The sequence below is a fragment of the Streptomyces sp. GDS52 genome (assembly GCF_052246875.1).
Lineage (GTDB): Bacteria > Actinomycetota > Actinomycetes > Streptomycetales > Streptomycetaceae > Streptomyces > Streptomyces cathayae.
In genome coordinates, this window is sequence record NZ_CM125966.1 from 5,776,031 (window position 1) to 5,799,373 (window position 23,343).

Annotated in this window: 21 protein-coding genes and 1 riboswitch; of the genes, 10 read left to right on the plus strand and 11 right to left on the minus strand. The window is 73.4% G+C overall.

Annotated features, from left to right (window positions below; all coding sequences use genetic code 11):
- Positions 1 to 70: 70 nt before the first annotated feature.
- From cobI to ACTWJ9_RS26375, 9 genes are all read right to left on the minus strand, one after another.
- Positions 71 to 820 (minus strand): precorrin-2 C(20)-methyltransferase, encoded by a 750-nt coding sequence (gene cobI, locus ACTWJ9_RS26335; RefSeq protein WP_279336754.1) that lies wholly within the window; start codon positions 818 to 820, stop codon positions 71 to 73.
- The gene (locus ACTWJ9_RS26340) at positions 817 to 2,190 is read right to left on the minus strand and encodes a cobyrinate a,c-diamide synthase (protein WP_387037202.1); all 1,374 of its coding nucleotides are present in this window, start codon (positions 2,188 to 2,190) and stop codon (positions 817 to 819) included. The genes cobI and ACTWJ9_RS26340 overlap by 4 nt, the downstream gene beginning before the upstream one ends.
- Entirely contained in the window at positions 2,187 to 2,786 is a 600-nt protein-coding gene (cobO, locus tag ACTWJ9_RS26345) for a cob(I)yrinic acid a,c-diamide adenosyltransferase (protein ID WP_279336756.1), read from the minus strand. Before cobO ends, ACTWJ9_RS26340 begins: the two co-directional genes overlap by 4 nt.
- Positions 2,786 to 4,798 carry a putative cobaltochelatase gene (locus tag ACTWJ9_RS26350; protein WP_443294845.1) on the minus strand — a complete coding sequence of 671 codons (2,013 nt, stop codon included), beginning with the start codon at positions 4,796 to 4,798 and terminating at the stop codon, positions 2,786 to 2,788. The genes cobO and ACTWJ9_RS26350 overlap by 1 nt, the downstream gene beginning before the upstream one ends.
- Complete coding sequence (gene cobN, locus ACTWJ9_RS26355; protein WP_279336758.1) at positions 4,795 to 8,466, minus strand: cobaltochelatase subunit CobN; 3,672 nt, start codon at positions 8,464 to 8,466, stop codon at positions 4,795 to 4,797. Before cobN ends, ACTWJ9_RS26350 begins: the two co-directional genes overlap by 4 nt.
- Positions 8,463 to 9,998: a cobyric acid synthase gene (locus ACTWJ9_RS26360; protein ID WP_279336759.1), complete on the minus strand. Its 1,536-nt coding sequence runs from the start codon at positions 9,996 to 9,998 to the stop codon at positions 8,463 to 8,465. The genes cobN and ACTWJ9_RS26360 overlap by 4 nt, the downstream gene beginning before the upstream one ends.
- Entirely contained in the window at positions 9,995 to 10,975 is a 981-nt protein-coding gene (locus tag ACTWJ9_RS26365) for a cobalamin biosynthesis protein (RefSeq protein WP_279336760.1), read from the minus strand. Before ACTWJ9_RS26365 ends, ACTWJ9_RS26360 begins: the two co-directional genes overlap by 4 nt.
- Positions 10,976 to 11,100: 125 nt before the next feature.
- Positions 11,101 to 11,239: riboswitch (cobalamin riboswitch) on the minus strand.
- Between the two features lie 130 nt (positions 11,240 to 11,369).
- Entirely contained in the window at positions 11,370 to 11,591 is a 222-nt protein-coding gene (locus tag ACTWJ9_RS26370) for a hypothetical protein (RefSeq protein ID WP_279336761.1), read from the minus strand.
- 31 nt (positions 11,592 to 11,622) lie between these two features.
- On the minus strand, positions 11,623 to 12,870 hold the full coding sequence (locus tag ACTWJ9_RS26375) for an inorganic phosphate transporter (RefSeq protein ID WP_279336762.1): 1,248 nt from the start codon (positions 12,868 to 12,870) through the stop codon (positions 11,623 to 11,625).
- Positions 12,871 to 13,112: 242 nt separating this feature from the next.
- Here ACTWJ9_RS26375 and ACTWJ9_RS26380 point away from each other — a divergent pair, with 242 nt between their 5' ends.
- The 3 genes from ACTWJ9_RS26380 to ACTWJ9_RS26390 all read left to right on the plus strand — a co-directional run bounded on the left by ACTWJ9_RS26380 (position 13,113) and on the right by ACTWJ9_RS26390 (position 16,690).
- Positions 13,113 to 13,781: a class II aldolase/adducin family protein gene (locus tag ACTWJ9_RS26380; protein WP_279336763.1), complete on the plus strand. Its 669-nt coding sequence runs from the start codon at positions 13,113 to 13,115 to the stop codon at positions 13,779 to 13,781.
- Between the two features lie 61 nt (positions 13,782 to 13,842).
- Complete coding sequence (locus tag ACTWJ9_RS26385) at positions 13,843 to 14,970, plus strand: alpha/beta hydrolase (RefSeq protein WP_279336764.1); 1,128 nt, start codon at positions 13,843 to 13,845, stop codon at positions 14,968 to 14,970.
- 268 nt (positions 14,971 to 15,238) lie between these two features.
- Positions 15,239 to 16,690 carry a hypothetical protein gene (locus ACTWJ9_RS26390; protein ID WP_279336765.1) on the plus strand — a complete coding sequence of 484 codons (1,452 nt, stop codon included), beginning with the start codon at positions 15,239 to 15,241 and terminating at the stop codon, positions 16,688 to 16,690.
- A gap of 86 nt (positions 16,691 to 16,776) precedes the next feature.
- Here the strand turns inward: ACTWJ9_RS26390 and ACTWJ9_RS26395 are convergent, their stop codons facing one another.
- Positions 16,777 to 17,190 carry a VOC family protein gene (locus tag ACTWJ9_RS26395; RefSeq protein WP_279336766.1) on the minus strand — a complete coding sequence of 138 codons (414 nt, stop codon included), beginning with the start codon at positions 17,188 to 17,190 and terminating at the stop codon, positions 16,777 to 16,779.
- A 287-nt stretch (positions 17,191 to 17,477) separates the two neighbouring features.
- Here ACTWJ9_RS26395 and ACTWJ9_RS26400 point away from each other — a divergent pair, with 287 nt between their 5' ends.
- The 3 genes from ACTWJ9_RS26400 to ACTWJ9_RS26410 all read left to right on the plus strand — a co-directional run bounded on the left by ACTWJ9_RS26400 (position 17,478) and on the right by ACTWJ9_RS26410 (position 20,673).
- On the plus strand, positions 17,478 to 19,076 hold the full coding sequence (locus tag ACTWJ9_RS26400) for an ABC-F family ATP-binding cassette domain-containing protein (protein WP_279336767.1): 1,599 nt from the start codon (positions 17,478 to 17,480) through the stop codon (positions 19,074 to 19,076).
- A gap of 420 nt (positions 19,077 to 19,496) precedes the next feature.
- Positions 19,497 to 19,718, plus strand: a complete 222-nt coding sequence (locus ACTWJ9_RS26405) for a helix-turn-helix domain-containing protein (RefSeq protein WP_029385158.1) — start codon at positions 19,497 to 19,499, stop codon at positions 19,716 to 19,718.
- A 151-nt stretch (positions 19,719 to 19,869) separates the two neighbouring features.
- Positions 19,870 to 20,673 (plus strand): enoyl-CoA hydratase/isomerase family protein, encoded by an 804-nt coding sequence (locus ACTWJ9_RS26410; RefSeq protein WP_443294846.1) that lies wholly within the window; start codon positions 19,870 to 19,872, stop codon positions 20,671 to 20,673.
- 80 nt (positions 20,674 to 20,753) lie between these two features.
- On the opposite strand, the gene ACTWJ9_RS26415 is transcribed toward ACTWJ9_RS26410, so the two are convergent.
- Positions 20,754 to 21,512: a nucleopolyhedrovirus P10 family protein gene (locus ACTWJ9_RS26415; protein WP_443294847.1), complete on the minus strand. Its 759-nt coding sequence runs from the start codon at positions 21,510 to 21,512 to the stop codon at positions 20,754 to 20,756.
- An 88-nt stretch (positions 21,513 to 21,600) separates the two neighbouring features.
- Between ACTWJ9_RS26415 and ACTWJ9_RS26420 the strand changes: the two genes are divergently transcribed.
- Genes ACTWJ9_RS26420 through ACTWJ9_RS26435 form a run of 4 tightly spaced genes read left to right on the plus strand, consistent with a single transcriptional unit; the run spans position 21,601 to position 23,339 of the window.
- Positions 21,601 to 22,095 carry an Asp23/Gls24 family envelope stress response protein gene (locus ACTWJ9_RS26420; protein ID WP_387040394.1) on the plus strand — a complete coding sequence of 165 codons (495 nt, stop codon included), beginning with the start codon at positions 21,601 to 21,603 and terminating at the stop codon, positions 22,093 to 22,095.
- Between the two features lie 46 nt (positions 22,096 to 22,141).
- Positions 22,142 to 22,327, plus strand: coding sequence for a hypothetical protein (locus tag ACTWJ9_RS26425; protein WP_279336771.1), 186 nt, complete (start codon positions 22,142 to 22,144; stop codon positions 22,325 to 22,327).
- Complete coding sequence (locus ACTWJ9_RS26430) at positions 22,324 to 22,713, plus strand: hypothetical protein (protein ID WP_387040392.1); 390 nt, start codon at positions 22,324 to 22,326, stop codon at positions 22,711 to 22,713. The genes ACTWJ9_RS26425 and ACTWJ9_RS26430 overlap by 4 nt, the downstream gene beginning before the upstream one ends.
- On the plus strand, positions 22,710 to 23,339 hold the full coding sequence (locus ACTWJ9_RS26435; protein ID WP_443294848.1) for a DUF6286 domain-containing protein: 630 nt from the start codon (positions 22,710 to 22,712) through the stop codon (positions 23,337 to 23,339). Before ACTWJ9_RS26430 ends, ACTWJ9_RS26435 begins: the two co-directional genes overlap by 4 nt.
- Positions 23,340 to 23,343: the final 4 nt, after the last annotated feature.

The following is a 23,343-nucleotide window of genomic DNA, read 5'->3' on the forward strand; positions in this document are numbered from 1 at the left end:
GCGGTTCGTGTGATGTCTGCGAAGGGACCGGCAGGACCGGCCGGCCGGCCGCCCTCGCCCGGCTGCCCGCTCACAGCTTGCCGCCCCGCCCGCCGTCACGCCGGGGCGGTGCGATGAGCGTCGACAGATAGGGCAGGGGCGACCCGTCCAGCTCGGCGGCCGGCCGGACGAACTCCTCCGGCAGCCCGAGCGCCGACCCCCACACGGCGTCACCGAGCCGCCCGCTCTCCCGCAACGCCTCGGCCACCTCGCCGGCCCGCCGCCCGAACTTGTAGGCGACGACGGTGCCGGGCCCGGCCAGCGCCTCCTTGAGTACGGCGGCCCCGGCGGTCACCGGCACCAGGGTGAGCGGTTCGGTCCCCTCGGTGAGCACGGCCCCGGAACGCGCCGCCAGATCCTGCATCGCGGTGATCCCCGGCACGGTCTCGACCACCGTCCCCGGCACCGACTCCGCGACGGTCTGGGCGAGATACGTGAACGTCGAGTACACGTTGGGGTCGCCGATGGTCGCGAACGCGACATGGCCCCGCTCCCGCAGCAACCCGGCCACCCGCTCACCGGCCGCGTCCCAGGCCGTCTCGCGCCGCGCCCGGTCGGTGCGCTCGTTCAGCGCGAACACCACCCGGACGACCTTCTCCCCGGACACGTAGTGCAGCACGGTCGCCTCGGCCCGCCCCGGCTCCCCGCCGTCCCTTCCGTCGGGTGCGGCCATCACCGGCACGACGACGACGTCCGCGGCGCGCAGGGCGTTGACGCCCTTGACGGTCACCAGCTCGGGGTCCCCGGGGCCCACCCCGACTCCGATCAGCCTGCTGCTCATGACGTCCGGCACCTCTCCACGAACCGACGGGCGACACCGGGTTCGGACGCCCAGTGCGTGTGCAGATAACTCGCGTGCACACCTCGCTGTACAAAACCCTCGACGCGCGGTTCAGGGGACCGCACACCCCACGCGGGCGCGTCCCCCGCCCCCGGCTCCACGACCGTGCGGTGGAACTCGTGACCCCGCATCCGCGTCCCGGCCCCGGCCAGCGCACTGTCGGACACGGCCACGGCGTCCCGGTAGCCCAGGGCCAGCCGCTCGCTCATCCGCGCGGAGGCGTCCAGCACCCCGCACATGGGCAGCCCGTCCAGCTCCCGGCACAGATACAGCAGCCCCGCACACTCGGCGGCGACCGGCGCACCGCTCAGCGCCAGCTCGGCAACGGCCTTGCGCAACGCCTCGTTGGCCGACAGCTCGGAGGCGTACACCTCGGGGAACCCGCCGCCGATCACCAACCCACGGGTCCCGTCGGGCAGTCCCTCGTCCCGCAGGGGATCGAAGACGACGACCTCGGCCCCGGCGGCGGCGAGCAACTCGGAGTGCTCGGCATAGGAGAACGTGAACGCGGCCCCACCGGCCACGGCGACCCGAATCAGCGGGTCCCCGGGTGCAGCCACCTGGGTCGAGGAACCCAAGACCTCGGCCGCGTCCCACGCGGCACACGGCAACGCACCCGCACCCCGCGCCAGCCCGACCAATGCCTCGAGATCGCACCCCGCCTCCACCTGCGCGGCCATCGCCGCGACCGCCCCGACCGCCGCGGCCCCCCGCTCGGCGACCGGCACCAGCCCCAGATGCCGCGACGGCGTCTCGACCTGCGCGGCCCGCCGCAGCACACCCAGCACGGGCACGCCGACGGAGTCCAGCGCCTCCCGCAGCAACGCCTCGTGCCGGTCCGACGCGACCTTGTTCAGGATCACGCCCCCGACCCGTACCTCCGGATCCCACGTCACGAAGCCGTGCACCAGCGCCGCCACCGACCGCGACTGCGACGACGCGTCCACGACCAGCACCACCGGCGCCCGCAGCAGCTTCGCCACCTGCGCCGTGGACGCCAGCTCCCCTTCCCCCGCGGCCCCGTCGTACAGCCCCATCACGCCCTCGACGACCGCGATGTCGCACCCGCGCGACCCGTGCGCGAGCAGGGGACCGACCAGCTCCGGACCGCACAGGTACGCGTCGAGGTTGCGCCCCGCCCGTCCCGTGGCCAGCGCGTGGTACCCGGGGTCGATGTAGTCCGGCCCGACCTTGTGCGGGGACACCGCGAGCCCCCGCGCGGTGAGCGCGGCCATCAACCCCGTGGCGACGGTGGTCTTGCCGCTGCCCGAAGAGGGCGCGGCAATCACCAACCGGGGCACGGAGGTCACCACTCGATGCCCCTCTGCCCCTTCTGCCCGGCGTCCATCGGGTGCTTGACCTTGGACATGTCGGTCACCAGGTCGGCGAACTCCACGAGCTCGTCGGGCGCGTTCCGCCCGGTGATCACCACATGCTGCGTCCCCGGCCGGTCCCGCAGCACCGACACGACCTCGTCGGTGTCGATCCACCCCCAGTGCATCGGGTACGCGAACTCGTCCAGCACGTACAGCTTGTACGTCTCGGCGGCCAGGTCGCGCCTGACCTGTTCCCAGCCCTCGCGGGCCTTCTCCTCGTTGTCCATCTGCGCGTCCCGCTGGACCCAGGACCAGCCCTCACCCATCTTGTGCCAGTCGACGGTCCCGCCCTCGCCGGAAGCACCGAGCACCCGCAGCGCGTTCTCCTCGCCGACCTTCCACTTCGCCGACTTGACGAACTGGAACACCCCGATCGGCCACCCCTGGTTCCAGGCCCGCAGCGCCAGCCCGAACGCGGCGGTCGACTTGCCCTTGCCGATCCCCGTATGCACCACGACCAGCGGCCGGTTGCGCCGCTGACGCGTCGTCAGCCCGTCGTCCGGCACCACACTCGGCTGCCCCTTCGGCATTACGCGGCCCTCCTCGAAGTCCCCTGTTGTACGTCCCTGACCAGACCGGCGATCGAGTCCGCCCGCAACTCGTCCAGCGTCACCGCCGTACCGCCCAGCTCACCCGCGAGCTGCCCGGCGAGCCCCAGCCGCACCGGCCCCGACTCGCAGTCCACGACCACCGACGCGGTCCCGTCGGCGGCGAACAGCCGCGCCGCCCGCCCCGCGAGGGCGACCGGTTCCGGACCGCCGGTGGCCCGGCCATCCGTCACCACGACCACCAGCGGCCGTCGCGCCGGGTCCCGCAACCGCTCCACCCGCAGCACGTCGTGCGCCTTGAGCAGCCCCGCCGCCAGCGGCGTACGCCCACCCGTCGGCAGCGACTCCAGCCGGGCCGCCGCCGCGTCCACCGACGAGGTCGGCGGCAGCGCCACCTCGGCGGCCGATCCCCGGAAGGTGACCAGCCCCACCTTGTCCCGCCGCTGATAGGCGTCCAGGAGCAGCGACAGCACGGCACCCTTCACGGCGCTCATCCGCTGCCGCGCGGCCATCGACCCCGAGGCGTCCACGACGAACAACACGAGGTTCGACTCGCGTCCCTCACGCGTGGCCTGCCGCAGATCGTCCCGCCGGACCACCAGCCCGGGCCCCGACCGGCCCCGGGCCCGCTGATGCGGGGCCGCCGCCTGCACGGTCGCCGAGAGGTGCAACTTGGTCAGCGTCCCCTGCGGCCGCCGGGCCCCGGTGGTCCTCCCCTGCTCGGTCCGGGCGCGGGAACGCCGCCCGGCGGCTCCCTGGCCGATGCCCGGCACGTTCAGCACCTTCGTCCGGAACGGTTCCGCGGCCCGTACGGCGGACTGCTCCCCGGCGCCGGGTCCCGCCTGCGGCTCCCCGCCCTCACCGGTTTCGGGCCGGGCAGCGGTGTCGCCATCGCCCTGAGGGCCCTCATCGGGCGCCGGCTGCCCACCCGGACCACCGTCCGGTCCCGGGTCGGGATCGTCCTCGCCCCCGTCCTCACCGGGTCCGCCGAACTCCTCCAGCGTCTCGTCGAGCTTGTCCTCGTCGAGTCCGGGCGCGTCGAACGGCGAACGACGCCTGCGGTGCGGCAGCGCCAGCAGCGCGGCCTGCCGCACGTCCTCGGCGAGCACGTCGGTCCGTCCGGCCCAGGCCGCCAGCGCGGTCGCGGTCCGCGCCATCACGATGTCGGCCCGCATACCGTCCACCTCGAAAGCCGCGCAGGTCGCGGCGATCTGCCGCAGCGCCCCGTCACCGAGGCGCACCGAGGGCAGCAGCTTCCGCGCCGCCGCGATCCGCGCCCGCACGGCGGCCTCCTCGTCGGCCCAGCGTGCGGCGAAGCCGGCCGGGTCGTCGTCGTACGCCAGCCGCCGCCGGACGACCTCCACCCGCTGATCGGGCTCCCGCGAGGCGGACACCTCCACGGTGAGCCCGAAACGGTCCAACAGCTGGGGTCGCAACTCGCCTTCTTCGGGGTTCATGGTCCCGACGAGCAGGAAACGCGCCGCGTGCCGCACGGAGACACCCTCGCGCTCGACGTACGAGGCACCCATGGCGGCGGCGTCGAGCAGGAGGTCGACGAGGTGGTCATGCAGGAGGTTGACCTCGTCGACGTACAGGATCCCGCGGTGCGCGTCGGCCAGCAGACCCGGCTCGAACGCCTTCACACCCTCCGCGAGCGCCCGCTCGATGTCGAGCGCACCCACCAGCCGGTCCTCGGAGGCACCGACGGGCAGCTCGACCATCCGCGCCGACCGCGACTCGAACGCCCCCGGCTCGTGCGGCCCGTCCGGGCACGCGGGGTCGGGGGAGCCGGGGTCGCAGGAGAAACGGCACCCGGAGACGACGTCCAGCTCCGGCAGCAGTGCCGAAAGGGCGCGCACGGCGGTGGACTTGGCGGTCCCTTTCTCCCCACGGACCAGTACGCCACCGACCTGCGGTGACACCGCGTTGAGCAGCAGCGCGAGCCGTAGGTCGTCCTGCCCGACAACGGCCGTGAACGGGAACGGGGTGGTCACTTGTCGTCGCCCTCCAAGTCGCCTTCGAGCTCCAGATAGGTGGCACGCAGCCGCTCGAGTGTGTCTGCGTCCGGCTCCGCCCAGAGGCCTCGGTCCGCGGCCTCCAGCAAGCGTTCGGTGATGCCTCTCAGGGCCCAGGGATTCGACTTCCGCATGAAGTCCCGGTTCTCGGCGTCGAAGACGTACTCGGCGCTGAGCTTCTCGTACATCCAGTCGTCCACGACCCCGGCCGTGGCGTCGTAGCCGAAGAGGTAGTCGACGGTCGCCGCCATCTCGAAAGCACCCTTGTAGCCGTGCCTGCGCATCGCGGCCATCCAGCGGGGGTTGACCACCCGCGCCCGGAAGACACGGTGCGTCTCCTCGCCCAGCGTGCGTGTCTTCACCTGGTCCGGTGTCGCCGAGTCCCCGACGTACGCCTCCGGGCTCTCGCCCGTCAGGTGTCGCACCATGGCGACCATGCCGCCGTGGTACTGGAAGTAGTCGTCAGCGTCGTGGATATCGTGCTCGCGCGTGTCGACGTTCTTCGCCGCCACCGCGATCCGCCGGAACGCCGTCTCCATGTCGCCGCGCGCCGCCCGGCCGTCGAGCCCGCGCCCGTAGGCGTAGCCGCCCCAGACCGCGTACACCTCGGCCAGGTCCGCGTCGCTGCGCCAGTTCCGCGCGTCGATCAGCGGCAGCAGACCGGCGCCGTACGCGCCCGGCTTGGAGCCGAAGATGCGGGCCGTGGCCCGGCGCCGGTCGCCGTGCTCGGCGGTGTCCTCGTCGGCGTGGGCGCGGACGTAGTTCTGCGAGGCGGGCTCGTCCAGCTCCGCCACCGCCCGCACCGCGTCGTCGATCAGCCCCACGACGTGCGGGAACGCGTCCCGGAAGAAGCCGGAGATGCGGACCGTGACGTCGATGCGCGGCCGGCCCAGCTCCTCCGGCCTCACCACCTCGAAGCCGGTCACCCGGCGCGAGGCGTCGTCCCACACCGGACGGCAGCCCAGCAGCGCCAGGATCTCGGCGATGTCGTCGCCCTGGGTGCGCATCGCGGACGTACCCCACACCGTCAGGCCGACGGACTTCGGATACTCACCCGTGTCCTGCAGGTACCGCTGTACCAGCGAGTCCGCCAGCGACTGCCCGACCTCCCAACTCAGCCGGGACGGGATCGCCTTGGGGTCGACGGAGTAGAAGTTCCGGCCGGTCGGCAGGACGTTGACCAGCCCGCGCGTCGGCGAACCCGACGGGCCCGCCGGGACGTAACCGCCGTTCAGCGCCCGCAGGATGTGCCCGATCTCGTCCGTGGTCCGGGCGAGCCGGGGGACGACCTCGCGGCAGGCGAACTCCACCACCGCCACCGCGTCCGGGAGTTCGGCGCCCAGCACCTCGCGCACCAGCGGCGCGCTCCGCTCGACCGCCCAGCCGCGCTCCTCCATGCCCTCCGCGATCCGCCGGCACAGCTGCTCCAGCAGGTCGATCGCGTCGGAGGCCGACCGCGCCGGACCGTCCACCAGGTCCGTCAGCTCGGCCGGCACCTTCAGCGGGGCACCGGGCTCGGCCAGCAACTCCTTCTCCACCAGCCCGAAGTGCTCGGCCAGCGAGGCCCGCAGGCCCGGCAGCGCGTTCGCCTGTCCGCCCCACACCTGCGAGGCGCGCAGCACCGCCAGTACGAGGTTCACGCGCGGCTCGCCGACCGGGCCGCCGCCGAGGATGTGCAGTCCGTCGCGGATCTGCACGTCCTTGATCTCGCACAGATAGCCGTCGACGTGCATGACGAACGAGTCGAAGTCGTCGTCGTCCGGCTGGTCGTCCACGTGCAGGTCGTGGTGGAGTTCGGCGGCCTTGATCAGGGTCCAGATCTGCGCCCGCACCGCCGGGGCCTTGTCCGGGTCCAGGTCGGAGACCAGGGCGTACTCGTCGAGGAGCTGCTCCAGCTTCGCCAGGTCGCCGTAGGTGTCGGCGCGGGCCATCGGCGGGACGAGGTGGTCGACCACCGTCGCGTGCCCGCGCCGCTTGGCCTGGGTGCCCTCGCCGGGGTCGTTGACGATGAACGGGTAGATCAGCGGGAGGTCGCCGAGGACGGCGTCCGGAGCGCAGCCCGCGCTCAGCCCCAGCCCCTTGCCCGGCAGCCACTCCATGGTGCCGTGCTTGCCCATGTGCACGAGCGCGTCGGCGCCGAAGCCCCCCTCCGATGTCGCGGCTTCCAGCCACCGGTAGGCGGCCATGTAGTGGTGCGACGGCGGCATGTCGGGGTCGTGGTAGATGGCGATGGGGTTCTCGCCGAAGCCGCGCGGCGGCTGGATCATCACCACGACGTTCCCGAACTGGAGGGAGGCCAGCACGATGTCCTCGCCGTCGACGTACAGCGAACCCGGAGGTTCGCCCCACGCCTCGGTCATCGCGTCCCGCAGCTTTGGGTCCAGCTTCTCGAACCAGGCCCGGTAGTCCGCGAGCGGCACCCGCGCGGGCGCGGCGGCCAGCTGGTCCTCCGTCAGCCACTCCACGTCGTGGCCGCCCGCCTCGATGAGCCGGTGGATCAACTCGTCGCCGTTGTCGGGGTACCCGTGCACCCCGTACCCGGCGTCCCGCAGGGCGTCCAGCACCCGTACCGCCGAGGCGGGGGTGTCGAGCCCCACCGCGTTGCCGACGCGGGAGTGCTTGGTCGGGTAGGCGGTGAAGATCAGCGCGAGCTTCTTCTCCGCGTTGTCCAGGTGCTTCAGCCGGGCGTGCCGTACGGCGATCCCGGCGACGCGTGCGGCCCGCTCGGGGTCGGCCACGTAGACCGGGACGTCCCCGGGGCCCTGCTCCTTGAAGGAGAAGGGGACCGTGATCAGCCGTCCGTCGAACTCCGGGATGGCGACCTGCATCGCCGCGTCCATGGGGGAGAGGGCGGCGTCCGACTCCTCCCAGGCGGCGCGCGACGAGGTCAGGCACAGCCCTTGCAGCACCGGCACGTCCAGGTCGGCCAGGGCCCCGATGTCCCAGGCCTCCTCGTCGCCGCCGGCGGACGCCTGCGAGGCGTGCGTCCCGCCGGACGCCAGCACCGTGGCGACCAGGGTGTCCGCCCGTCCGAGGATCTCGTACAGCCCGGGATCGGCGCCGCGCAGCGAACCGCAGTACACCGGAAGGGCGTTGGCGCCGTGTGCCTCGATCGCGTCGCAGAGCGTGTCCACGAAGGCGGTGTTGCCGCTCAGCTCGTGGGCGCGGTAGAAGAGCACGCCGACGGTCGGACGGTCCGGCGAGACGGTACGGGAGCCGTGCACCCCGTACTCCGGCATCTTCCGCGGCTCCTCGAAGCCCTCGCCGGTGAGCAGCACGGTGTCCGACAGGAACCGGGCCAGCTCGGCCAGGTTGTCGGGGCCGCCCTCCACCAGGTACTTCAGCGCCTCCGCCACGACGCCCGCGGGCACCGACGACTCGGCCATGAGCTCCGCGTCCGGCACGCTCTCCCCGCCGAGCAGCACCGTCGGGACGCCGGACGCCCTGAGCGCCGCGAGCCCGTCCTCCCAGGCGCGTCTGCCGCCCAGCAGCCGTACGACGGCGAGGTCCGCGCCGTCGAGCAGCGCGGGCAGTCCGGCCGCCACGTCCACGCGGGTCGGGTTGCCGATCCGGTAGGAGACGCCGGTGGCGGCGCGGGCCGCCAGCAGGTCCGTGTCGGCGGTCGACAACAACAACACTGTGCTCATGCGGGTGCTCCCGGTGGAATGAAAGGCAGTCCTTGCGGCGCGCCCGACTCGATGAGCCGCCAGAGCGCGTCCGTGTCCGCGTGCTGTTCGATCAGGTCGCCGAGCCGGTCGAGCTGCTCCTCGCGCAGCGCGGCGAAGGAGGTGTCGGGGGCCGGCACGAAACGGCGCCCCGCGGCGGCGGCCACCTCGCGCAGGAAGGCCCGGCGGAAGCCGTCGGACTCCAGTGAGCCGTGCCAGTGCGTGCCCCAGGTCTGGCCGACCCGGCAGCCGTCCAGGCCGTGTCCACTGTCATCGGAGAGGAACGCCGTGCCTCCCCGTACGTCGGCGACCCCGTGGTGGATCTCGTACCCCTCGACCCGCTCGCCGAGGGCTTCCCCGGTGGGCCGGGTCAGCGTCTTCTCCCGCGCGAACCGCACCCGTACGGGCAGCAGTCCGAGCCCGTCGACGTGCCCCGCGCGGCTTTCGACCTCGTCCTCGATGTGTTCGCCGAGGATCTGGTAACCCCCGCAGATCCCCAGCACGGGCCGCCCTTCGGCGGCCCGCCGCCGCAGGGCGGCCGCCAGCCCCCGCTCGTGCAGCCACTGAAGGGCCCGCACGGTTCCGCGGGTTCCGGGCAGGACGACGAGGTCGGCGTCGGCCAGTTCCTCGGGCCGGTCCACGAACCGCACGACGACGCCCGGTTCGGCGGCCAGCGCGTCCACGTCCGTGAAGTTGGACATCAGCGGCACCGCGCACACGGCGACCCGCAGCACGTCCTCGCCGACCGGCGGGGCGACGGCCGACTCCCGCACGGCGCCGCGCAGGGACACCGCCAACCCGTCCTCCTCGTCGATACCGAGCCCGTGCCGGAAGGGCAGCACGCCGTACGTGTGCCGCCCGGTCAGGCCGTGCAGCATGTCGAGGCCCGGCTCCAGCAACGACACGTCGCCCCGGAACTTGTTCACCAGGAACCCGGCGACCAGCGCCTGGTCCTCGGGGGAGAGCAGGGCGACGGTGCCGAAGAAGGAGGCGAAGACGCCGCCGCGATCGATGTCGCCGACGACGAGGACGGGGAGCCCGGCGTTCCTGGCGATCCCCATGTTCACGATGTCGGTGCGCCGCAGGTTGATCTCGGCCGGGCTGCCGGCCCCCTCACAGATCACCGCGTCATACGTGCCCCGCAACTGCGCGAGGCAGTCCAGCACCGTGCCCAGCAGTTGCTGTTGCCGCCCGCCGTGGTAGCCGCGCGCGCTCATCTCGCCGACCGCCTTGCCCAGCAGCACCACCTGGCTGCTCCGCTCCCCGCCCGGCTTGAGCAGCACGGGGTTCATCAGCGCGGTCGGCTCGACCCGGCAGGCCTGGGCCTGCATGGCCTGCGCCCGCCCGATCTCGGCGCCCTCGCGGGTCACGAACGAGTTCAGCGACATGTTCTGTGCCTTGAACGGCGCGACCTTGACGCCCTGCCGTACCAGCCACCGGCAGATCCCGGCGGTCACCACGCTCTTGCCGGCGTCCGAGGTGGTACCGGCGACCAGCAGACCCCCACCGCTCATGACCTGTGTCCCTTCCCTGCGATCCGTGCGGCGGCGATCCGCGTACCGGCGATCCGCGCGGCGGCACCGACGCCGAGCGTCAGCCAGCCGACGCGCCGTGAGAGCCGTACCGCCCGGTCGATGTCCGCCACGGCCACGGGACGGCCGGTGCCGTTGAGGACGGGCCGGTGTTCGACCCGTCCGGCGTAGGACAGTGTTCCGCCGAGCCGCACGCCGAGCGCGCCCGCGAAGGAGGCCTCCACGGGGCCGGCGTTGGGGCTGGGGTGCTTCGCGGCATCCGCGCGCCACGCCCGCAGGGCGCCCTGCGGGTCCGGTCCGGCGACCGCGGCGAGTACGGCGGTCAGCCGCGCCCCGGGCCACCCGGCGACGTCGTCGAGGCGGGCGGAGGCCCAGCCGTAGCGCCGGTGACGGGGCGACTTGTGGCCGACCATGGCGTCCAGGGTGTTGACGGCCCGGAACCCGAGCAGTCCCGGCACCCCGGCGACGGCGCCCCACACCAGGGCGCCCACCACGGCGTCGGAGGTGTTCTCGGCGACGGACTCCACCACCGCGCGGGCGATCCCGTCGGCGTCCAGCGCCTGCGGGTCCCGCCCGCACAGGTGCGGCAGCCGGGCCCGCGCCGCCTCGAGGCCCTCGGTGGTCCCGGTCTCCAGGGACCGTCCGATGGCACGGGCTTCCCGGGCCAGCGACGTCCCGCCGACGACGGCCCAGGTGGCGGCGCCGGTCAGGGCGACCGAGGCGGCGGGGGAGGACCGTACGCACCGGGCGGCAAGGCTCCCCAGCGCGACGGCACCGCCGACGCAGACGGCGGTGTGCAACGCGCCCCGGCCGCGGTCGTCCCGCCACAGCATCCGTTCCACGGCAGCCGCGGCCCGCCCGAAAGCGGCGACCGGATGTCCCCGGCGGGGATCGCCGAGGAGCAGGTCGCCGAGGAGGCCGGCGGCGGCGCCGTACGCGAACTCGCGATCGGCACCCATGGGTTCAGCCGGTGGGGGATCCGGTGGACAGGTCCGCCCCGAGTCGGGGGGGAACGTCGCTGGTCGACCTCGACGGGCAGCCGGGCATGGCGATATGTCCTCACTCAGGGTGTCCACGCCCTGGTTCGACGAGACCGGCGGTGAGAGTTCCTGGCTCCCGGGGTGTTCACCCCGGTGACAGTGGCGGGACCGCGCCGGACTTCCACCGGCTTCCTCTCCTGCCGCCGCATTGGCATCCGGCAGTCCACCACGGTCCGGAAGAACCGTCAACCTGCCTTTGACCTGCGAGGCTGAAGTGTGCTGAGACCCACAGAGGGGTTCGGGTGGGGGGAACGCGAACGGGCGGTGCGGGGCGTGAAGCCCCGCACCGCCCGTCGGACGGAGACGACCTTGATCAGGCCATGATCAGATAGATCCCGTACGCCACCGCCGCCGTGCAGGCCGCGAAGCAGGCGTAGGCGCCGGCGACCGCCAGGGCCGCGGACTGGCCCTGGGCCACGGCCTGCTCATGGCGGGACAGGCCGACGATGCCGAGGGTGAACAGGGCCACCAGAGCCACGGTGACCACGAGGCTGACGCCGAAGACGGAACCGAGGGCCGCCCAGTCGATCTGCATGGTGCTCTTCTTCCTTCGTGCCGGGGCGCGGTCAGACGGTGGTCTTGGCGGGCGGGTCGGCGGCGGCCGGGGCCGGGATGGTGGCCGAGAGCTCGCCGGCCGGGGGCGGGGTCACCGCGGCCATGGCGGCGGTCACCACGCCGGCCGACTCCTCGGCGGCGGCTGAACCGTCGGCCTCATCGTGGCCGTTGACGTTGGTGTGGTCGATGACCTCCCGCCGGGAGATCTTCCAGATCGCCGCGCTGGAGGCGACCAGGAAGACGGCGACGACGGCGGTGCCCCAGCTGCCGGCTCGGCAGACCAGTTCGGCGATGGCCCCGACCAGGGCCGCCGCCGGCAGCGTCAGACCCCAGGCGACGAACATCCGGGTGGCCGTCGACCAGCGGACGACACCGCCCTTGCGGCCCAGGCCCGCACCCATCACGGCACCGGAGACCGAGTGCGTGGTGGAGAGGGAGAAGCCGAGGTGGGAGGAGGCCAGGATGACCGTCGCGGCGCTGGTCTGGGCGGCGAAGCCCTGCTGCGGCTGGAGGTCCGTCAGGCCCTTGCCCATCGTGCGGATGATGCGCCAGCCGCCGAGGTAGGTGCCGAGCGCGATGGCGACGCCCGCGGAGACGATGACCCACAGGGGCGGGTCGGAGGCCGGGGCGAGGGCGCCGCCGGCGACCAGGGCCAGGGTGATGATGCCCATCGTCTTCTGCGCGTCGTTGGTGCCGTGGGCCACGGAGACGAGGCCGGCGGAGGCGATCTGACCCGCCCGGTAGCCCTTCTCGGACGCCTTGCCGTCGGCCTTCTTGCCCAGACGGTAGGTCAGCCGCGTGGCGAACATCGCGGCGAGGCCGGCGACCAGCGGCGCGGCGATCGCGGGGATCAGCACCTTGGTGACCAGGACGTCGCCGTGCACCGCGCCGAAGCCCGCCGAGGCGACGGTGGCACCGATCAGGCCGCCCATCAGGGCGTGCGAGGAGCTGGACGGCAGACCGACCAGCCAGGTCAGGAGGTTCCAGAGGATCGCGCCGACCAGTGCGGCGAAGATGACCTCGGGACGGATGCCGGCCTCGTCGACGAGGCCTTTGGAGATCGTGTTGGCGACCTCCACGGAGAGGAAGGCGCCCACCAGGTTCAGCACGGCGGACATGGCCACCGCGACCTTGGGCTTGAGAGCACCGGTCGAAATGGTTGTCGCCATCGCGTTCGCGGTGTCGTGGAAACCGTTCGTGAAATCGAACGCGAGTGCGGTTACCACCACAATCGCGAGGATCAGCGAGAAGCTTTCCATTTACCCAGGCAATCGTTCGAAGTCATTGGCGCGTTGAACGTAGGTAACCTGGGTGAACAGAAGATGAACTGGGATGGGCGCGTGGATGACCGTGGTGGGTGTTCTCGTTCCATCGGGTGGCCGTACGTCCACCATGACCCATCCGCGCCGGTGCGGCTGAAGGGCTGTGACTCCGTCAGCGGGCGTTCGCGGCCGACCGCGGAGCCGTTGAAGAGACCTTCGTCACCCGGCAGGATCACGGCATGACCGAGCAGCGACGTCAGGTGAGTGACGAGGAGGCGCGCGCCTGGACCGGCCTCGTCGAGGCCGCCCGGCGGACCGTCTCCGACGGACTCGTCGTCGGTACTTCCGGAAACGTCTCGGTGCGGGTCGGTCCGACCGTGCTGGTGACACCGTCGGGAGTGCCCTACGACCGGCTGACCCCGCACGACGTGACCGGTGTCGACCTCGCCGGCCGCCAGGTCCTCGGCACCCTGGTCCCGACCAGCGAGCTGCCCATGCACCTCGCGGTGTACCGCACGACCGGCGCCCGCGCCGTGGTGCACACACACGCCGTGCACGCGACGGCGGTCTCCACGCTCGTCGACGAACTCCCGCTCGTCCACTACATGGCCGCCGCGCTCGGCGGGCCCGTCCGGGTCGCCCCGTACGCGACGTACGGCACCGACGAGCTGGCCGAGCACATGCTGCGTGCCCTCGACGGCCGCACCGGCTGCCTCCTGAGGAACCACGGCACCCTCACCCACGGCACCACCCTCGACCAGGCCTACGACCGCACCGCCCAGCTGGAGTGGATGTGCAGGCTCTGGCTGACCGCCTCGTCCGTCCCGGGCCGCTCCCCGGCCCTCCTGTCGGCCGACCAGCTGGCAGAGGTCACGGACCGCCTGCGGGGCTACGGGCAGCGCGGCTGAGGCGCCGCCCGGGAGGGACGTCCACTGGCCGGGTGGCCGGTCCGCCGGGACACTGGGTTCCGTGCGCACTGCCAGAGCGACGGCCGCTGCCGTCACCGCCGTGATAGGTGCCGGCGCCGCCGCGGTGGCGGCCGGCCGGCTCGCCAGCGACGCGGCCCTCAAGGCGCCGCCGGGCAGGCCGCTGCCCACCGAGCCCCGGCTCACCGTGCACGCCACCGCGGCCGGCCAGGTCAGCCTCACCCGGGACCTCGCCGCGTTGCGCCCCGGCCGCTACGGCCTCACCGGTGACGACTCCCACGCGGTCGTCGGACCCGTGCTGGAAGGCGTGTCGGATTCCGCCGACACCGTCGTACGCCGTCTCGAACGCGTCGTGCGGGGCACCCTGAAGCCCGGCGACCGGGCGTGGCTCACCCCGAACCTGTACGTAGGGGACCCGGGCACCGCACTGGGCCTGGACCACACCGACATCGAGGTCCCCGGCGAACTCGGCCCCCTTCCCGCCTGGTTCCTGCCGGGCGTCCGGGACACCTGGGTGCTCGCGGTGCACGGCCTCGGCGCCACCCGGGAACACCCCATGAACGTCATGGAGTTCCTGCACCGCCACCACTTCCCGATACTGGTCCCCTCATACCGGGGCGATCCGGGCGCACCGCGCTCACCCGACGGCCTCAACCACTTCGGCGAGACCGAGTGGCGCGACCTCGACGCGGCGATCCGCCACGCGCTGGACGCCGGCGCGCGGCAGGTCGTCCTGCTCGGCTGGTCCACCGGCGCGACCATGGCGCTGCGCGCCGCGGCCCGCTCCACCCTGCGCGACCGCATCGCCGGGCTCGTCCTCGACTCCCCGGTGCTCAGCTGGGAATCGACCCTGCGCGCCCTCGCCGCCGCCCGCCGCACCCCGGGCGCGCTGCTGCCGCTGGCGGTCCGCGCCGCCCAGGGCCGCACCGGCCGCTACGGCGACCACCACCCCGGCACGGCGGAGGCGGAACACATCGGCGTCCCCACCCTGATCGTCCACGGCCCCGGCGACGTGGTGGCCCCCTGGCGGCTCTCCCGCCGCCTGGCCGCCGCCCAGCCCAACACGGTCACCCTGCTCACGGTCGAGGACGCTCCGCACGGCGCCATGTGGAACGCCGACCAGGACGCCTACGAAGAGGCCCTGCGCCGCTTCCTCACCCCGCTCATGTGACCTCCGCGCCTTCGGCATGTGACCGCCGTGCCCTCCGCGCCCGCCTCGTCCGCTCCGGCGGGCGGCCGGTCGGGCGGTCAGGCGGCCGGGTCGCGCGGGCGGCCGGGTGGCCGGTGGTGCGGGTCCTCGTCGGGATTCCGCTCCGGGCCGTGGCGCCGGCCTGCCACCGCCCCTCGACCGCCCGCGCGACCCGGTGCGTTGGCCCTCTCCGTCGCCGCCGGTGACATTCCGTTTGGGTTTTCGGACCGTCAACCGCAAGACTGCACCCGTGACGTCCCGTATCCCGCGCGACTCCAGGCTTCGACTTGTCCGCCCGCGACCCCTGGCCGCCGCCCCCAGGGCGATGAACCAGCAGCGCTCGCGCCGTCCTGCGCCGCGCCCTCCGGAAGGCACACCGGCCCCCGCGGAGCTGGCCAGGACGGCACGCTCCGGTCTGGCCGGCGCGGCCCGCGTCGCCCGCTGGGCCGACGCCGCCCTCGGACCCGGCCGGAGCAGCGCCACCACCGCCGGCAAGGCCATCCTCTCCGACGCGACCGTCGCATGGGCGGCCGACGATCTGGGCCTGACCCCGGCTCAGGTCCGGGCCGACTGGGACACGGCCCGGCTCGCCGGTCTGGTCGAGGTGCACGGCGACACGGCCCGCCCCGGCTGGCGGCTGCGCGCCTGGGACCGCGACGACAGCGCCGTGCTGCGGGGCTGGGTCGCCCTCTTCGACGCCTGGTCGCTGGCCCACCCGGAACCCGAGGGCCACGAACCCGCCACCGTCGGCGAGGTCGTCTCGGCCATGCCGCAGGTGCTCTCCTTCCTCCAGCTCTCGGCCGGGCCCGTCCCCGTGCCCCAGCTCCTCGACCTCCTGCAGCAACGGGTCACCGAACTGCGCACGGAGCGCTGCGAGGTCGACTACGCGCCCCACTCCGCCGACGCCGCCCACCCCGGGCCCGGCCCCGCCCTCGCGCTCCGGTCCGCCCGGCCCGCGCCCGTCGAGCCGGGCGCCGCCGACGCCCCGCTCGCCCCGCTTCTCGAATGGGCCCTGCGCGCCCTCGCCGCGGTGGGCGCCCTCACCTACGGCGAGGGACAGGCCACGCTCACCCCGCTCGGCAGCTGGGCGGTCTGGGTCAAGCTGGAGCAGATCTGCGTCGCCGCGCAGAGCCCCGCCGGGAACATCGAGCAGAGCGCCGAGGACATGCTCCGCGGCTGCGCCCAGCTGCGCCCCAACGCGGCCCGCGCCGAGTACCGCGCCTGGCTCGCCGCCCGCCCGGTCGCCGGCGCCGTCACCGAACTGCTCGACGCCGCCCGGGGTGAGGACGCCCTCCTGCGCGGCCTCGCCTTCGAGGCGCTGCGCGTGGTCGGCGCCCCCGCCGAACCCGAGGTCCGCGCCGTGCACGACGAGCCGACGCTGCGGCCCTACGCCCTGCTGTGGCTGGCCGAGCACGAGGGCGCCGACCCCGAGGACGCCCACCAGGTCCTCACCCGGGACGAGGCCACCTGGCTGTGGGTGGACACCGCCGCCGCGGTCGCCGACCACGGTGAGGCCCCGCTGCTGGTACGGCACCTGGAGTCCGCGGTCCAGCCGACCGTCCCCGCGCTGCTGAACGAGGTGCGCGCGGTCGGACACCCGCGCACCGTGCAGGTACTGGTCGCGCTCGCCGCCGCGCACCCCGACCCGGCTCTGGCCAAAGCGGTCCGGCGGGCGGCCTTCCAGGTGCACACCGGAGGCTGACACCACCACCGCCGTCCCGCGGAGTCCCGGCGAGATCCCGCAGGCCCGCGCGGGCGACATCCCGGCTCCACCGCCCGGGACCGGGCTCAGGCCCCGGTCCCGGGCGCGTACGTACCGAAGCTCCAGACGTTGCCCTCGAGGTCCCGGGCCGTGTAGTCCCGCGAGCCGTAGTCCTGGTCCGTCGGGGGCGTCAGGATCTCCGCGCCCTGTGCCGCCGCCCGCCGGTGGTGTGCGTCGACGTCGTCCACGACGACGTACACCCCCGCGGGCCCCGCACCCTTCATCGCCGTGTCGAACACACCGCCGCGGCCCTGGGAACCCAGCATCACCGCGCCGTTGCCCTGCACCAGTTCGGCGTGCAGCACCGAGCCGTCCTCGCCCTCGTACACCGACAGCTCCGTGAAGCCGAAGGCCTCCGTGAGCTGCCGGATCGCCGCCTTCGCGTCCGCGTACACCAGCGTCGGGAAGACGCTCGGACGTCCGCCACCCGTACCTGCCATGGCCCCCGCTCCTCACCTCCCGCAGCCGGAAGCACCGCGACGGGAAAATCACCAGAAACCCGACCCGCCGACAGTCTGGCACCGGTCACTGACAACGCCCCGTGACCCGGCCGGGCGCGAGGCATCGCACACCCGCACACCGGAAAAGTGGTTGCGCGGCCCCGTTAGAATGGCCCGCATGGCCATTCTCCTTGTGCATTAGACGGCGGGAACGCCCTCAGCCGCCCACCGCCGACTTCCCCCGGGCTCCGTTCGAGCAGGGGACCCCACCGCCTGGAGTCTGACCCGTGATCTCCGCCTCCGGCATCGAGCTGCGCGCCGGTGCCCGTGTCCTCATCGAAAGCGCCACCTTCCGCGTCACCAAGGGCGACCGCATCGGCCTGGTCGGCCGCAACGGCGCCGGCAAGACCACGCTCACCAAAGTCCTCGCCGGCCTGGGCATCCCCGCCGCGGGCAGCGTCACCCGCTCCGGCGAGGTCGGCTACCTCCCCCAGGACCCCCGCACCGGCGACCTCGACGTACTCGCCCGCGACCGCATCCTCTCCGCCCGCGGACTGGACGTCCTGATCCGCAAGATGCGCGAGAACGAGCAGCGCATCGCGAACGGCCAGGGCGCCACCCGGGAGAAGGCCCTCAAGCAGTACGAGCGCCAGGAGACGGAGTTCCTCACCAAGGGCGGATACGCCGCCGAGGCCGAGGCCGCCACCATCGCCGCCGCGCTGAACCTGCCCGACCGGGTCCTGGGCCAGCCGCTGCACACGCTCTCCGGCGGTCAGCGCCGCCGTGTCGAACTGGCCCGCATCCTGTTCTCCGACGCGGACACCCTGCTGCTCGACGAGCCGACCAACCACCTCGACGCCGACTCGATCGTCTGGCTGCGCGACTACCTCAAGTCCTACCGCGGCGGCTTCATCGTCATCTCCCACGACGTCGACCTGGTCGAGACGGTCGTCAACAAGGTGTTCTACCTGGACGCCAACCGCTCCACCATCGACGTCTACAACATGGGCTGGAAGCTCTACCAGCAGCAGCGCGAGGCCGACGAGAAGCGCCGCAGGCGCGAGCGGCAGAACGCGGAGAAGAAGGCCGCGGCCCTCAACTCCCAGGCCGACAAGATGCGTGCCAAGGCCACCAAGACGGTCGCCGCGCAGAACATGGCCCGCCGCGCGGAGCGCCTGCTGGCCGGCCTCGAGGACGTCCGCCAGTCGGACAAGGTCGCCAAGCTGCGCTTCCCCGACCCGGCGCCCTGCGGCAAGACCCCGCTGACCGCCGAGGGCCTGTCGAAGTGGTACGGCTCCCTCGAGATCTTCACCGACGTCGGCCTGGCCATCGACAAGGGCTCCCGGGTCGTCATCCTCGGTCTCAACGGTGCGGGCAAGACCACCCTGCTGCGTCTCCTCGCCGGAGTGGAACAGCCCGACACCGGCATGGTCGTGCCCGGCCACGGGCTCAAGGTCGGCTACTACGCCCAGGAGCACGAGACCCTCGACCAGGACCGCACGGTGCTGGAGAACATGCGCTCCGCCGCGCCCGACATGGACCTCGTCGAGGTCCGCAAGGTGCTCGGCTCGTTCCTGTTCTCCGGCGACGACGTCGACAAGCCCGCCGGTGTCCTCTCCGGCGGCGAGAAGACCCGTCTCGCGCTCGCGACCCTCGTGGTCTCCTCGGCGAACGTGCTCCTCCTCGACGAGCCCACCAACAACCTCGACCCGGCCAGTCGCGAGGAGATCCTCGGCGCGCTGCGCACCTACAAGGGCGCGGTCGTCCTGGTCACCCACGACGAGGGCGCCGTCGAGGCGCTCCAGCCGGAGCGGATCATCCTGCTGCCGGACGGAGTCGAGGACCTGTGGGGCGCCGACTACGCGGACCTCGTCGCCCTCGCCTGAGCTGCCCCGGGACCCTCGCCCGAGCGGCCCCGGCCCGCCGCGCGCGTGACGGCAGGCGCGACCGCGGGAGTGACTGCTGACATGACCGAGGGCGTGATCCACCGGGTATGGATCATTCGGCCCATCGGTGATCCATCATTCGTGTGAGATCTCCTCGTACCGAGGTGTGTTCTCACCGTGTTTCGCGGCCGAGCCCCTGATCCACCGGGGCTCGGCCGCGACACCTTTCTGACCTGGGACTTCGCGGAGCAACCCGTTCGGTGGTGTCCGCGGCATCCGGCGGAATCCCTTACTCCGTTTGTGGGGATGCGCTCCTGTCGTCACGACCTTGTCGCACGGACCTTGCCGAATGGGTGGCCATCGGGCCCGAGAGGGGTGATCATGAGGAGACCAGAGCGCACTTCCCATGAGGAGGCACGGGTGGCCGAGACTCTGAAGAAGGGCAGCCGGGTGACCGGCGCCGCGCGCGACAAGCTCGCGGCAGACCTGAAGAAGAAGTACGACGCCGGTGCGAGCATCCGGGCGTTGGCCGAGGAAACCGGCCGCTCGTATGGCTTTGTGCACCGCATGCTCAGCGAGTCGGGCGTCACGCTCCGAGGGCGTGGCGGGGCGACGCGAGGCAAGAAGGCCCCTTCGGCCTGATTCCGGGCGCCGCCCCTCGATCCCGATGGTGGCCACCCGGTCGGCCGACTGACCGGCCGGGTGGTTACTGTGCAGTCACTCAGCTGTGCCGCAGGACGGCTCCACGCCGTCGTGCGGCGCGGAAGACGACCGCACCCATCGGAGGCGCCCCATGGCTTCGCCCGCCCAGGACCTCGGTCCGGTACTCGACAAGGACGGCGTACGGCTCACCGTCGACGGCGCGATCGCCACGGTGACGCTGACCAACCCGGCCAAGCGCAACGCGCAGAGCCCCGCTCTGTGGCGCGCGCTGACCGAGGCGGGTCGGCTGCTGCCGGGCTCCGTCCGGGTCGTGGTGCTCCGGGGTGAGGGCAAGTCCTTCTCCGCCGGGCTCGACCGGCAGATGCTCACGCCCGAGGGAATCGAGGGCGAGACCTCGTTCGTCGAGCTCGCGCGCAGCGGGGAGGCCGGGCTCGACGCGTCCATCGCCGAGTACCAGGAGGCGTTCACCTGGTGGCGGCGCAGCGACCTCGTGTCCGTCGCGGCCGTGCAGGGGCACGCCATCGGGGCCGGTTTCCAACTGGCCCTCGCCTGTGACCTGCGGATCGTCGCGGACGACGTCCAGTTCGCCATGCGCGAGACCAGCCTGGGGCTGGTACCGGACCTGACCGGCACGCATCCGCTGGTCGGGCTCGTCGGGTACGCCCGCGCGCTGGAGATCTGCGTGACCGGGCGGTTCGTCACGGCCGAGGAGGCCGTGAGCACCGGGCTGGCCAACCTCGCCGTGCCGGGCGACGAACTGGACTCGGCGGTGCGCGACCTCGCGGCGGCGCTGCTGGCCGCGCCCCGCGACGCCGTGATCGAGACGAAGGCGCTGCTGCGGGGCGCCCAGGAGCGTACGTACGAGGAGCAGCGGATCGCCGAGCGCGCGGCCCAGGGCCGCAGGCTGCGGGACCTGGCCGGTCTCGGCGAGTGAGGGACCGGCGCCTCACCGATGAGGAACCAACGAGGAACCGGTGAGGCGCGGCCGAGGCACGGGGGAGCCGGGGGAGAGCGTCAGTCGAGCGCCGTGACCAGTACCGCCACCGTCGGGCGGTCCGGCAGGGCGGCCGACACCGCCGAGCGGACCGCTTGGGCCACGTCCACCGCCCGGTGGTCCGCCAGGGCGGCGAGGTCCACTCGCGCGTGACGGCGGGCCAGAGAGGCCCCACCGGGCTGCGGGTGAGCCGTCAGGTGCACCGGGTGGCCCAGGGTGCCCGTCAGCCGGGACACCCCCGGGACGGCGAGCGCCGCGGCGGCCACCCGGCTCCCGTCGGAGTCACCGGGCTCCGGCGCGCCGGCCGGCGAGGCGTCGGCCGACCCGTCCGCGGGCCCGCCCGCCGCGTCCGGCGCCGGACCCGGAGGCGGCCCGCCCCGCGGGTCCAGCAGTTCGGTCACCCGCAGGTCCACCTCCGCCACCACCAGCCCGATCCGCTCCGCCGCGGCCCGCGACAGCACCGCCCGCAGCCGGTCCGCCGTCACCGGCAGCGGCTCTGCCGCCGTGGCCGCGAACCGGACCGTCACCCGCAGCGCCCCCGGCGGCAGAGCGCTCGGCGGGGGCGGCACCACCGGCTCACCGGCGTCCTGCGGATCGGCGAGCGCGATCCGCACTCCGTCCACGCGCACGTCCGGCGCGTCCCGCACCACCGCACGCCGCAGGGCCTGCGCGGCGGCCGCTTCGGAGATCCACGCGCCGTCCCGCGCTCCGCCCAGGGGCAGAAGTCTGCCCAACCCCAACTGCTGTCGCACTGTCCGCGTCCACCGGTCCGCCGTCATTCCTCCAGCCTGCCGCATCCACGGCGCGCCACCACGCAACCGCGCATACGGTGGGCACGTGGACGACGACCGGAAGGGACGTGCACCGATGAGCGACATGACGGAGGGCGGCTCGACGAGGGCCACCGACCTCGAGAAGAGCGCGCCGGACACCTCCGGGCGCAAGGGGCCGGGCACCCGGCGCGGCGGCGGCGACCCCGCCACCCGCGGCCGCACCACGATCGCCGACGGCGTCGTGGAGAAGATCGCCGGTCTCGCCGCGCGGGACGTGCTCGGCGTGCACACCATGGGCAGCGGCCTGTCCCGGACCTTCGGGGCCGTGCGCGACCGGGTGCCGGGCGGGGCGAAATCGGTGACGCGTGGAGTGAAGGCCGAGGTCGGCGAGGTGCAGACCGCGCTGGATCTGGAGATCGTCGTCGACTACGGCGTCTCCATCAGCGATGTCGCCAAGGCCGTGCGGGAGAACGTCGTCGCGGCGGTCGAGCGGATGACCGGTCTCGAGGTGGTCGAGGTCAACATCGCGGTGAGCGACGTGAAGCTGCCGGACGAGGAGGACGAGGAGTCGGAGAGCCGCCTCCAGTGAGGCGACCCGTGATGAGCCGAGGAGCTGAGGAACTGAGGAGAGCACCATGAACATGGCCGTGGTCGGCATGATCGCCGGCATGGCGCTGGGCTTCGCCGGATACTTCGGCGGATTCGGGGCTTTCGTCCTGGTGGCCGCGTTGGGGGCCGTAGGTTTCGTCGCCGGGCGGTTCCTCCAGGGAGACCTGGAGCTCGGTGACTTCTTCCGTCCCCGTGACGATCGTCGGAGGTGACACCGGTGAGCACGGGGGAAGACGGGGCCGACGGCGCCCGCGTCGTCGTGCCGCCGGGTGAGCGCGGTGCGACCAGGATCGCCGACCGGGTGGTCGCGAAGATCGCCTCCCAGGCGGCCCGTGAGGCGCTCGGACCGCTGCCCCCGGACGCCGAGCCGCCGCACGCCACGGTCGTCGTCCACAGCGACGACACCGCGCGGGTCCGCGTCCACGTCGAACTCGGCTATCCCGGCGACATCGGCGGCCGGTGCGGGCGGGTACGCCGCCAGGTGGTCGAGCGGGTGTCCGTGCTGGCGGGCATGCAGGTGCCGGAGGTCGTCGTCCAGGTGGAACGGCTGCACCTGGCGGCGGCACCGGGCGCGGCACGGGGGAGGAGGACCCGATGAGCGAACCCGGAGCCGCCGGGCAGCCCGCGGGCACCGTCCTGGAGAAGACACCGCCGCCCGGGCCGGTCGGCGCCGCGGCCCCGGGCCCCCGGCGCTTCTGGTCGGCGCGCAAGGTCCCCGCGGGCCTGCTCGCACTGCTGCTCCTGGTGATCGCGGTGGCGTTCCTGTACGACATCGTCGCGGTGCGCGCCGGCCGGCCCGCGATGGGCTGGCGCCGGGAACTGGCCCGCCAACTGGCCGAACGGCCCCTGGACGACGTCTGGGTGCTGCTGGGCGCCGGGATCGCCGCCGCCCTCGGGCTCTGGCTGCTCCTGCTGGCCCTCACCCCCGGGCTGCGGGCCCTGCTCCCGATGCGCCGCACCCACCCCGACGTCCGCGCCGCACTCGACCGGGACGCGGCGGCGATGGCGCTGCGGGACCGGGCCATGGAGATCGCCGGGGTGCAGACGGCGCGGGTACGGGTGACCCGCAGGCGGGCCGACGTCCGCGCGGTGTCGCACTTCCGTGAACTGGACGACGTACGGGCCGACCTGGACGCGGTACTCGCCGACGCCGTCGGGGGCCTGGGGCTGTCCCGGCCGCCCGCCCTGTCGGTGCGGGTACGACGTCCCGGCCGGAAGGGGTGAGGCC